General features: G+C 70.8%; 9 protein-coding genes. All 9 read left to right on the top strand.

The window, feature by feature from the left end; translation table 11 throughout:
* Positions 1 to 53: 53 nt before the first annotated feature.
* The 9 genes from atzF to ACTWJ5_RS11425 all read left to right on the top strand — a co-directional run bounded on the left by atzF (position 54) and on the right by ACTWJ5_RS11425 (position 11,091).
* On the top strand, positions 54 to 1,862 hold the full coding sequence (gene atzF / locus ACTWJ5_RS11465) for an allophanate hydrolase (RefSeq protein WP_444438579.1): 1,809 nt from the start codon (positions 54 to 56) through the stop codon (positions 1,860 to 1,862).
* Positions 1,863 to 2,062: 200 nt separating this feature from the next.
* A complete protein-coding gene (locus ACTWJ5_RS11460; RefSeq protein WP_074985780.1) occupies positions 2,063 to 3,136 on the top strand; it encodes a DUF2157 domain-containing protein in 1,074 nt (357 codons plus the stop codon).
* The gene (locus ACTWJ5_RS11455; protein WP_444438577.1) at positions 3,136 to 3,960 is read left to right on the top strand and encodes a DUF4824 family protein; all 825 of its coding nucleotides are present in this window, start codon (positions 3,136 to 3,138) and stop codon (positions 3,958 to 3,960) included. Before ACTWJ5_RS11460 ends, ACTWJ5_RS11455 begins: the two co-directional genes overlap by 1 nt.
* A gap of 340 nt (positions 3,961 to 4,300) precedes the next feature.
* On the top strand, positions 4,301 to 5,497 hold the full coding sequence (locus ACTWJ5_RS11450; RefSeq protein WP_444438575.1) for a CmpA/NrtA family ABC transporter substrate-binding protein: 1,197 nt from the start codon (positions 4,301 to 4,303) through the stop codon (positions 5,495 to 5,497).
* Between the two features lie 13 nt (positions 5,498 to 5,510).
* Positions 5,511 to 6,089 (top strand): ANTAR domain-containing response regulator, encoded by a 579-nt coding sequence (locus tag ACTWJ5_RS11445; protein WP_444438573.1) that lies wholly within the window; start codon positions 5,511 to 5,513, stop codon positions 6,087 to 6,089.
* 221 nt (positions 6,090 to 6,310) lie between these two features.
* Positions 6,311 to 7,003, top strand: coding sequence for a polysaccharide lyase family 7 protein (locus tag ACTWJ5_RS11440; protein WP_444438571.1), 693 nt, complete (start codon positions 6,311 to 6,313; stop codon positions 7,001 to 7,003).
* An 82-nt stretch (positions 7,004 to 7,085) separates the two neighbouring features.
* Complete coding sequence (locus ACTWJ5_RS11435; protein ID WP_444438569.1) at positions 7,086 to 7,532, top strand: thioesterase family protein; 447 nt, start codon at positions 7,086 to 7,088, stop codon at positions 7,530 to 7,532.
* Positions 7,533 to 7,858: 326 nt separating this feature from the next.
* Entirely contained in the window at positions 7,859 to 9,070 is a 1,212-nt protein-coding gene (locus ACTWJ5_RS11430) for a nitrate/nitrite transporter (protein ID WP_253390148.1), read from the top strand.
* Positions 9,071 to 9,420: 350 nt separating this feature from the next.
* Positions 9,421 to 11,091, top strand: a complete 1,671-nt coding sequence (locus ACTWJ5_RS11425; RefSeq protein ID WP_444438568.1) for a protein kinase domain-containing protein — start codon at positions 9,421 to 9,423, stop codon at positions 11,089 to 11,091.
* Positions 11,092 to 11,314 lie beyond the last annotated feature (223 nt).

Below are 11,314 nucleotides of genomic sequence, written 5' to 3'. Positions count from 1 at the left end.
TTCAGGGAGAGGGCCGGGGAGAGGGTTGCCGGCCCCGAACTGGAATCCCGAGCATGCCCCACACCTTCGACCTCCGCCTCGCCACCCTCCGCGCCACCTACCGCGAAGGCCGCGCCACCCCGCGCCAGCTGATCGCCCAGCTGCGCGACAAGGCCGCCGCGCTGAACCCGGACTACCACCTGTTCATCCACCTGCTCACCCCAGCGGAACTTGAGCCCTACCTGGTCGCGCTGGACGGCCGTTCGCCCGACGAGCTGCCGCTGTACGGCATCCCCTTCGCCATCAAGGACAACATCGACCTGGCCGGCATCCCCACCACCGCCGCCTGCCCGGCCTTCGCCTATACCCCGCAAACATCGGCGACGCTGGTGCAACGGCTGGTCGAGCTGGGCGCCGTGCCCCTGGGCAAGACCAACCTCGACCAGTTCGCCACCGGCCTCAACGGCACCCGCTCGCCCTACGGCGAATGCCGCAACAGCGTGCTGGCCGACTACCCCTCCGGCGGCTCCAGCGCCGGTTCCTCGCTGGCCGTGGCGCTGGGCGTGGCGAGCTTCGCCCTGGGCACCGACACCGCCGGCTCCGGCCGCGTGCCGGCGGCGCTGAACAACCTGGTGGGGCTCAAGCCGAGCAAGGGCCTGCTGTCCAACCACGGCCTGGTGCCGGCCTGCCGCACCCTCGACTGCATCAGCTACTTCAGCGCCACGGCGGCCGAGGCCAGCGAACTGCTCGCCCTGAGCGCCCGCCATGACCCGCTGGACGCCTACAGCCGCGCCAACCCGGCGTGGAACGACGGCAGCGCCTTCGGTGCGCCGCGCCCCTTCCGCTTCGGCGTACCGCGCGCCCAGGACCTGGAATTCTTCGGCTGCGCGGAAGGCCCGGCGCTCTTCGCCCAGGCTATCGAGCAGCTGCGCGGCATCGGCGGCACGCCGGTGGAGATCGACTTCGCGCCCTTCCTCGAAGCCGCCCGCCTGCTCTACGAAGGCCCCTGGGTGGCGGAGCGCTACAGCGTCGCCGGCGAGCTGATCGAGCGCCAGCCCGACGCCGTGCTGCCGGTGATCCGCGCCGTGCTGGAGAAAGCCCCCGGCGCCAGCGCCGTGGAACTGTTCCGCGCCCAGTACCGCCTGCAGGCGCTCAAGGCGCGCTGCGACGCCATCATGGCCGGGCTGGACTGCGTGCTCACCCCGACCATCGGCCGCCCGGTCAGCCTCGCCGAACTGCACGCCGAACCGGTGCTGCGCAACGCCGAGCTGGGCTACTACACCAACTTCATGAACCTGCTGGACTACGCCGCCCTGGCCCTGCCCAGCGCCTTCATGGGCAACGGCCTGCCCTGGGGCCTGACGCTGTTCGGCCGCACCTTCAGCGACCAGTACCTGCTCGGCCTGGGCGATGCCCTGCAGCGCGCCAGCGCCCTGCCCCTGGTCGGCGGCAACGCCCTGGCCGGCCCGGCGCCCAAGACCCCGGCGCACAACGACCGCGCGCGCCTGGTGGTGTGCGGCGCGCACCTGGACGGCCTGGCGCTCAACTGGCAGTTGCGCCAGCGCGGCGCGCGCCTGCTGCAGGCCACCCGCAGCGCGCCGGCCTACAGGCTCTACGCCCTGGCCGGCGGCCCGCCGCTGCGCCCGGGCATGCTGCGGGTGGCCGAGGGCGGCGTGGCCGTCGAAGTGGAAGTCTGGGAACTGCCCAGCGCCGAGCTGGGCTCCTTCCTCAGCGGCATCCCGGCGCCGCTGGGCCTGGGCAAGCTGGAGCTGGCCGACGGCAGCTGGGAAACCGGCTTCATCTGCGACGCCTGGGGCCTGGCCGGCGCCGAGGACATCAGCGCCTTCGGCGGCTGGCGCGCCTGGCTGGCCAGCCGCGGCTGAGCGCCGCAGTGGAGAGCCGCCGCGGGAGTCGCTAGAGTGGAAAGGTGACCGCCCCCACTCCACCGGATGAACGTACTCGTAGGATGGGTTGAGCGAAGCGATACCCATCACCAAGGCAGCATGGGTTTCGCAGGCTCAACCCATCCTACGAAAAGCGCTTCGGTGCAGTCGGCAAGACAGTTGCTCCTACGAGGTGCGCCATGCCCACGCTCAGCCATCACGACGCCCAGCAGCGCGTCGATGACATCCACGCCTTCACCCGCGAGCTGCAGCGCCTGGGCGAGGAAGGCGCGCTAAGCCTGGACGCTGCCCAGCGCGAGGGCCTGCAGGCGCACCACCTGCGCCTGCTGGACGAATACCGCGAGCAGTTCGACATCGACCGCGACAGCCAGGACAGCCGCCTGTCCCTGGGCATGCGCATCGCCTCCTGCCTCGGCGCGCTGGCCCTGGCCGCCAGCCTGTTCTTCCTCTTCTACCAGTTCTGGGGCCTGTTCGGCGAAGCCGTGCAGGTGGGGATCCTCGTCGGCGCTTCGGTGATCACCCTGCTGGCCACCTTCTGGCTGCAACGCCGCGACGCCTCCGGCTACTTCGCCAAGCTGGCGGCCATGCTGGCCTTCGCCGCGCTGGTGCTGAACATCAGCATGCTCGGGCAGATCTTCAACATCACCCCGTCCGAGCGCGCCCTGCTGCCCTGGGCGGCCTACGCCCTGCTGCTGGCCTACCTGTGCGACGCGCGGCTGCTGCTGGGCGCCGGGCTGCTCTGCCTGATGGGCTTCATCGCCGCGCGCTTCGGCACCTGGGGCGGCGTCTACTGGCTGGACGCGGGCGAGCGCCCGGAGAACTTCTTCCCCGCCGCCGTGCTGGTGTTCCTGGTGCCGCTGCTGTTCGAGCAGCGCCGCTTCGACGGCTTCGCCGCGCTGTACCGGGTGTTCGGCCTGCTGGCGCTGTTCGTGCCCATGCTGGTGCTGGCCAACTGGGGCAACGGCAGCTACCTGCCCTTCGCCCCGCACCGCATCGAGGGGCTGTACCAGGTGCTCGGCTTCGTCTGCGCCGCCGCGGCCATCTGGCTGGGCGCGCACCGCGAGTGGCCGGAGGTGGTCAACACCGGGCTGGCGTTCTTCGTCATCTTCCTCTTCACCAAGTTCTACGACTGGTGGTGGGAGGTGCTGCCCAAGTACCTGTTCTTCCTCGCCCTGGGCGTGGCGGCGGTGCTGATCCTGCTGTTCCTGCGCTACCTGCGCAACGCCCACGGCCTGCTGGGAGGACGCCTGTGATGAACATCACCCGCAACCACGGCCTGCTGCTGGGCCTGGGCCTGATCCTGCTGAGCAACGCCGCCGCCCTCGGCGCCGCGGCCTGGAACCGCAGCGGCGAGCCGGACAGCCGCCTGAGCCTCAGCGAGCGCGAGCTGCAGCGCAACAGCGACTGGCACCGCGAGAACAGCGGCGTGAGCCTGCGCCTGCTGTGGCGCATCCCCGGCGACGAAGCCAATGCCGCCTGGGCCCCGCGCATCCCGCTGGAGACCATGCGCGCGCTGGGCTTCCAGGTGCCGGACAAGGTCGACCGCGACAGCGCCCTGGCCTTCGACCGCCAGCAGGCCCGCGACGCCCTGCTGGTGCTGGAACTGGACGGCCCGCTGTACCAGCGCGAACTGGCCCTGGCCCGCGAGCGCCTGGCCCAGGCGGAAAAACGCCTGGCCGCCAGCCCCGACGACGTGCACCTGAAGAGCGAGCGCGACTTCCAGCACAGCGCCCTGGACAACGAGGAACAGCGCGCCAGCCGGCTGTTCCTGGCCGACGCCGGCACCGACCTGCAGGCCCTGCGCCAGCAGTACCCGGACCGCCAGCACTACGCCATCGTCCACGGCCAGGTGCGGCCCCTCTCGCTGTACCGCAACCGCGCCTGGGCCCTGGGCGGCAGCGCCAGCACCGAGGGCGTGCGCGCGCTCAACGTGCCGCAGCGCTGGCACGACGAACTGGAGGGCCTGGCCCCGCGCGCCGAGCAACGCGCGGCCCAGGAGCAGCCGCAGCCCTTCGGCGCCGAGGTGGCCTTCGGCCAACGCCTGGAGCCGTGGATAGAACAGATCCAGGCGCGCTGAGCGGCCGGCACCAACCGCCGCGCGGACCTGGCCGGGCGCCATCAGGACTTTGGTCCTAGTACCTATTGCACATTGCGCCCCGCGGCCGGGTGGCTAAGGTGAAAGACAGGCCCTGCCGACATCCGCGGCCGGGCCCGTGCCAGTTGTAGACTCTCGAGGACTGCTCCCTTCCTCCCAGCCCCGCCGTCCGGCGGGGCTTCTTTATGCCCTGGCGATCGCCTGGCACAACCCTTGCTGGACTCCTTCCGGCACGGCCCAACGGCGGGTCGTCCACCGACACCGGCGTCCCTTCGCCCGCCCGACGCGGCGCGAAGCGGCGCCTTTTTGCCCCGAGGTAGCGATGACCGACATGACCGCCAAACTGCACCCGCTGGCCTGGGTCGCGGGCTCCGATGCACCAGAAAAGAGCGTGCTCGACCTGGGCTTCATGGCCCTGAGCGACGCCGCCTCGCTGATAGTCGCGGCCACCCAGGGCTTCGCCCAGCCCTACGGGCTGACGCTCAACCTGCACCGCCAGGGCTCCTGGGCCATGCTCCGCGACGGCCTGCTCGGCGGCCAGCTGGATGCCGCCCATTGCCTGTACGGGCTGGTCTACGGCGTGCAGTTGGGCATCGGCGGGGTGCCGGCCACCGACATGGCGGTGCTCATGGGCCTGTGCCAGAACGGCCAGGCGATCAACCTCTCCGCCGCCCTGCAGCGCGACGGCGTGACCAGCGCCGATGCCCTGCGCCAGCTGGTCCTGGGCCAGGGCGCGCGGCTGACTCTGGCGCACACCTTCCCCACCGGCACCCACGCCCTGTGGCTCTACTACTGGCTGGCCAGCCTGGGCATCCACCCGCTGCGCGACGTCGACACCCTGGTGGTGCCGCCGGCGCAGATGGTCGAGCACCTGCGCGCCGGGCGCATCGACGGCTTCTGCGCCGGCGGGCCCTGGGGCGCCCTGGCCATCGACGAAGGCATGGGCTTCACCGTCGCCACCAGCCAGTCCATCTGGCCGGACCACCCGGAAAAGGTCCTCGGCGCCACCCGCGCCTTCGTCGAGGAATGCCCCAACGCCGCCCGCGCCCTGGTCATGGCCCTGCTCGACGCCAGCCGCTTCATCGAGGCCAGCGAGGCGAACCTGCGCGGCACTGCCCAGCTGATCAGCGGCAGCGACTACGTCGACGCGCCCCTGTCGAGCATCGAGCCACGCCTGCTCGGCCACTACCAGGACGGCCTCGGCCATGCCTGGAAGGACGCCCACCCGCTGCGCTTCCACGACGCCGGGCGGGCCAACCAGCCCTGGCTGTCCGACGGCCTGTGGTTCATCACCCAGTTCCGCCGCTGGGGCCTGCTGCGCGGTGAGCCGGACTACCTCGCCGTGGCCGGGCAGGTGCAGCAGCAGGCGCTGTACCGCGAAGCCGCCCAGGCCCTGGGCATCGCCGTGGACGAGCGCGGCCTGCGCAGTTCGACGCTGCTCGACGGCAAGCCCTGGGACGGCACGGACCCGGCCGGCTACGCTCGCGGCTTCGCCCTGCACGCCCTGAACGACGCCTGAGGGAGCTGCGAAGATGCTGCGCATCCTGCTGATCAACGACACCGCGAGCACGGTCGGGCGCCTGCGCGCCGCACTGGTCGAGGCCGGTTTCGAAGTGCTCGACGAATCCGGCCTGAGCGTCGACCTGCCGGCGCGGGTCCAGGCCCTGCACCCGGACGTGATCCTCATCGACAGCGCCTCGCCCGGCCGCGATGTGCTGGAACAAGTGGTGCTGGTGAGCCGCGACCAGCCCCGCCCCATCGTCCTGTTCACCGACGAGCACGACCCCCAGGTGATGCGCCAGGCCATCCGCTCGGGGGTCAGCGCCTACATCGTCGAAGGCATCCAGGCCGAGCGCCTGCAGCCGATCCTCGAAGTGGCCATGGCCCGCTTCGAGAGCGACCAGGCCCTGCGCGCCCAGTTGCAGGCCCGCGAGCAGCAGCTGGTGGAACGCAAGCGCATCGAGCTGGCCAAGGGGCTGCTGATGAAGATGAAGGACTGCCCCGAGGAAGAGGCCTACACCCTGATGCGCCGCCAGGCCATGAGCCGCCAGCAGAAACTGGTGCAGGTCGCCGAGCAGATCATCGCGATGCACGAGATGTTGGGCCACTGAGCCACGGCCAGTGGCCAGCGGCGGCACCGCGCGATCATCGCGCCAGCGCCACTGCTGGCCCAGCCCGCGAGCGAAGCGGCCTATGCTGCCGCCGCCCCGCCGCCATGGCGGGGCCAGGACCTGCTTCCGCCGCCTGCGCGGAAGCCCGCAGTGGGCGTGCCTGGCCAGGCACCCGGACGTCCACCCGTCAGCGCCGCCAAGCCGGCCCAGCAGAGGCACCCATGCTCGACATCAGTACCTGGAACCTCAGCGTTCCCACCGACCCCAGGCCCACCGAGGTCACCACCCAGCAGATCGCCCGCGGCTACCAGAGCCACTTCTTCACCCGCAACAGCGCGCGGATGACCTTCTGGGTGCCGGTCACCGGCTCGCACACCTCCGACAGCGTGTTCCCGCGCAGCGAACTGCGCGAGACGCTGCCCGACGGCTCCATCTACAACTGGTACTACCGCGCCGCCGACAACGAGCTGCGCGCCACCCTGGCGGTGGAGCAAGTGCCGTCGAAGAACAAGGTGATCATCGGCCAGATCCACAGCAAGTCGCCCTACAGCAACGACGGCGAGCCGCTGGTCAAGCTGCAGTACCACTACATTCCCGGCCAGGACAGCGGGCGCATCGAGGCCCTGGTGCGCAACCACCCCGACGACTCCGCGGTGGTCAACGTGCCCCTGCTCAACGGTGTGCAACTGGGCGAGCGCGTCACCTACAGCCTGCGCGTCACTTCCTCGGGCAACCTGGGCATCCGCGCGCAGAGCGCCGACGGCGCGGAGAACTACTACAGCAAGGCGCTCAGCAGCACCTGGTCGAAACAGCTGCTGTACTTCAAGGCCGGCGCCTACATCGCCGACAACTACGGCCCCAGCGACGAGGGCGCGCGGGTGACCTTCTACCACATCAACATCGCCCACCGCTGAAATCGCCCACCGGCAGGCTGCCCGGGCGGGCCGCCAGGGCCTAGAATCGGCCCCCTCTTCCACCGCTTCGCGCAAGGTATCCATGGCCCGCCTCGACCTGCAGTTCCCCGAGGAACTGTTCTGCTACCAGACCCAGCTGACCGTCCGCGTCACCGACATCAACGGCGCCCGCCACCTGGGCAACGACTCCATGATCTCGATGATCTCCGAGGCCCGCGCGCGCTTCCTGTTCGACTTCGGCATCAGCGAGGGCGTCGGCGCGGACGGCACCGGCATCATCGTCACCGACCTGGCCACCACCTACCGCGCCGAGGCCCACGCCCGCGACCGCCTGCTGTTCGAGGTGGGCGTGATGGACTTCAACAGGTACGGCGGCGACATCATCTTCCGCATCACCCGCCCGGCCGACGCCACCCTGGTGGCCATGGCCAAGTCCGGCTTCGTGTTCTTCGACTACCGCCAGCGCAAGGTGGTGCCCATGCCCGAGGCCATGAAGGCGGCCTTCCCGACGGTCAACCGGGTGGACTGAAGCGCCCCATCGGCGGGCACCGGGCCCGCCCCGGCGCCCCTTTCTGGTTCGCCCCTGGGCCGGTTTCGCCGGCCAGGTAGCCGATTCCACGCCACCTGCGCGGTTGGCCCGGCCCTTGCTGTGGCACCTGCGGTGGCGATCAACGGCGATCCCCCATTCACACGACAAAGGCGTCGCATCCGCACCTGCCCCCCGGGGTAGTGCGCGGAGCGGCGCCTTTTTCGTTTCACCCCGGCGCAGGGGTGTGCGGGACCTGAACGAGACGCGCGACCGCCACTGACGGCGGCGCCACGAACCCCTCTACCGTTGCTGACGAGGTACCCTCCATGAACACCAGCTTCTGGAAAGCCGGCCACGCGCCGACGCTGTTCGCCGCCTTCCTCTACTTCGACCTGAGCTTCATGGTCTGGTACCTGCTCGGCCCGCTGGCCGTGCAGATCGCCGCCGACCTGCAGCTGACCACCCAGCAGCGCGCCCTGATGGTCGCAACGCCGATCCTCTCCGGCGCGCTGCTGCGCTTCGTCATGGGCCTGCTGGCCGACCGCTGGTCGCCCAAGCGCGCCGGCCTGTTCGCCCAGGTGATCGTCATCGCCAGCCTCGCCGGCGCCTGGAGCCTGGGCATCCACAACCTGGAGCAGGCGCTGTTGTTCGGCGTGCTGCTGGGCATGGCCGGCGCCTCCTTCGCCGTGGCCCTGCCGCTGGCCTCGCAGTGGTACCCGCCGCAGCACCAGGGCAAGGCCATGGGCATCGCCGGCGCGGGCAATTCCGGCACCGTGTTCGCCGCCCTGTTCGCCCCGGTGCTGGCGGCGGCCTTCGGCTGGCAGAACGTCTTCGGCTTCGCCCTGATCCCGCTGCTGCTGACCCTGGTGGTGTTCGCCCTGCTCGCCCGCAACGCCCCCGAGCGGCCAGCGCCGAAATCCCTGGGCGACTACCTCAAGGCCCTGGGCGACCGCGACAGCTGGTGGTTCATGTTCTTCTACAGCGTGACCTTCGGCGGCTTCCTCGGCCTGGCCGCCACCCTGCCCGGCTACTTCCACGACCAGTACGGCCTGGACCCGGTCACCGCCGGCTACTACACCGCCGCCTGCGTCTTCGCCGGCAGCCTGATGCGCCCGCTGGGCGGCGCCCTGGCCGACCGCATCGGCGGCATCCGCAGCCTGCTGGCGATGTACACGGTGGCCTCGGTGTGCATCGCCGCGGTCGGCTTCCACCTGCCCAACGCGGTGGCCGCCCTGGGCCTGTTCGTGGCCGCCATGCTCAGCCTGGGCGCCGGCAACGGCGCGGTGTTCCAGCTGGTGCCGCAGCGCTTCCGCCAGAGCATCGGGGTGATGACCGGGCTGATCGGCATGGCCGGCGGCATCGGCGGCTTCTGCCTGACCGCGGGCCTGGGCGCCATCAAGCAGGCCAGCGGCGACTACCAGCTGGGCCTGTGGCTGTTCGCCGCCCTCGGCGTACTGGCCTGGTTCGGCTTGCATGGGGTGAAGCGGCGCTGGCGTACCACCTGGGGCAGTGCTGCGGTGACTGCGGCGCGGGTTTGAAGGCTTCTTGGGGCGTAGGTGCCGGGTCCAAGAGCCCCTCTCCCCAACCCTCTCCCTGAAGGGAGAGGGGGCCGTTCGGAGTGGGCTGGGAGACCGGCATCATCCTTTCACCTCGTCATTTCCGATCCGCCGTTTTCAACGGCGGATAACCGCGAACGGTTATTCGCCCTACGTTCCCGCATTCGCGGGTGAGGAGTATCAGGATGACTCCGAACTCTCCAACTACTCAGGACAGCCCCCTCTCCCTTCAGGGAGAGGGTTGGGGAGAGGGCGCTCTTGAACCCAACTCCGCAGCCACCGGCAACCCCCTTCGCGAGCAAGCTCGCTCCTACGAAGAGCAGAACGCCCCCATGACCTTGCAACTGACCATCGCCCAAGCCAGCGCCACCGGCCCGCGCACGGAAAACCAGGACGCCCTGCGGGTAGTCACCCCGCCCGCCGACCTGGCCGCCAGCAAGGGCCACCTGTTCGCCCTGGCCGACGGCGTCAGCCAGTGCGCGGACGGCGGCCTGGCCGCGCGCCTGACCGTGCAGGCGCTGGCCAGCGACTACTACGCCACCCCGGAGACCTGGGCCATCGCCCAGGCCCTGGACCGCCTGCTGCTCTCGCAAAACCGCTGGCTGCAGGCCAACGGCGGCGGCCAGCCGCTGCTCACCACCCTCACCGCGCTGGTCCTGCGCGGCCGGCGCTTCACCCTCGCCCACGTCGGCGACTGCCGCCTGTACCGCTGGCGCGACGGCGAGCTGGAATGCCTGACCCAGGACCACGTCTGGGAACAACCGGGCATGCAGCACGTGCTCAAGCGCGCCCTGGGCCTGGACCAGCACCTGGTGGTGGACTACCGCGACGGCGAGCTGCAGGACGGCGAGAGCTTCCTGCTGGTCAGCGACGGCGTCTGGGCCGCCCTGGGCGACGCCGGCATCCGCCGCATCCTCGCCGATGCCCGCGAACCCCGGGGCGCCGCCGAGGCCCTGGTCAAGGCCGCGCACCTGGCCGGCAGCCAGGACAATGCCAGCGCCCTGCTGGTGCGCATCGACGCCCTGCCCGCCAGCGGCCTGGGCGACACCCTGGCGCAACTGGAGCACTGGCCGCTGCCGCCGGAACTGCGCGAAGGCCAGATGTTCGAGGGCTGGCAGGTCGGGGGCCGACTGGCGCAGTCGCGGCAATCGCTGATCTACCGCGTGCGCGACGCCCAGCAACGCCCCTGGCTGCTGAAGACGCTGCCGCCGGCGCTGCACGATGAGCCACGGGCCAGCCAGGCCCTGCTGCTGGAGGAATGGTTCCTGCGCCGCGTGCAGGGCCGCCACTTCCCCGAGCTGCACGGCCTGCCGCAACGCCAGCACCTGTACTACGTGATGCGCGAATACCCTGGGCAGACCCTGGCCGAACGCCTGCGCCAGGGCCCCCTGCCGCTGGCGCAATGGCAATCCCTGGCGCCGCGCCTGTTGCGCGCCCTCGGCCAGTTGCACCGGCGCAACATCCTGCACCGCGACATCAAGCCGGAGAACCTGCACCTGGGCGAGGACGGCGAGCTGCGCCTGCTGGACTTCGGCCTGGCCTACTGCCCGGGCCTGTCCGGCGACGAAGCCCACCAGTTGCCCGGCACGCCCTCCTACCTGGCCCCGGAAAGCTTCCAGGGCGCCGCCCCGGAGCCGCGCCAGGACCTCTACGCCGCCGGCGTGATGCTCTATCGCCTGCTCTGCGAACGCTACCCCTACGGCGAAATCGAAGCCTTCCAGCACCCGCGCTTCGGCAGCCCGACGCCGGCCAGCCGCTACCGCCCCGACCTGCCGGCCTGGCTCGACGCCTGGCTGCTGCGCGCCGTGGCCGCCGACCCGGCGCAGCGCTTCGAGACCGCCGAGGAAGCCCTGCTGGCGCTGGAACAGGGCGAACGCCAGGCCGGCCTGGCCAGCCGCCCGCGGCCGCTGCTGGAACGCGAGCCGCTGCGCTTCTGGCGCGCCCTGGCGCTGGCCTCGCTGCTGCTCAACCTGGCGTTGCTGGCCTGGTTGCTGCGCCACTGAGCACGCACCAGTTCGAACCCGCCCGCCTCATCGCGGTGCAGGAAAACCCCGGCAGCACCGCGAAACCCCGCTAAATCTGCGCGCCGACGACCTGGCACGGCACCTGCAAATACCCTGGCAACAATCTACAAAAGCGCGTCCCTCAACGAAGAGGCTCGCACTTCCCGATCGATCGGGACTTGGACAAAGGCGTCCTCGCCGGGCAACCGGCGGGACGCCTTTT

It is taken from the genome of Pseudomonas sp. A6 (assembly GCF_052367875.1).
GTDB classification, from domain to species: domain Bacteria; phylum Pseudomonadota; class Gammaproteobacteria; order Pseudomonadales; family Pseudomonadaceae; genus Pseudomonas; species Pseudomonas citronellolis.
This window is presented reverse-complemented; position numbering and strand designations above follow the sequence as displayed.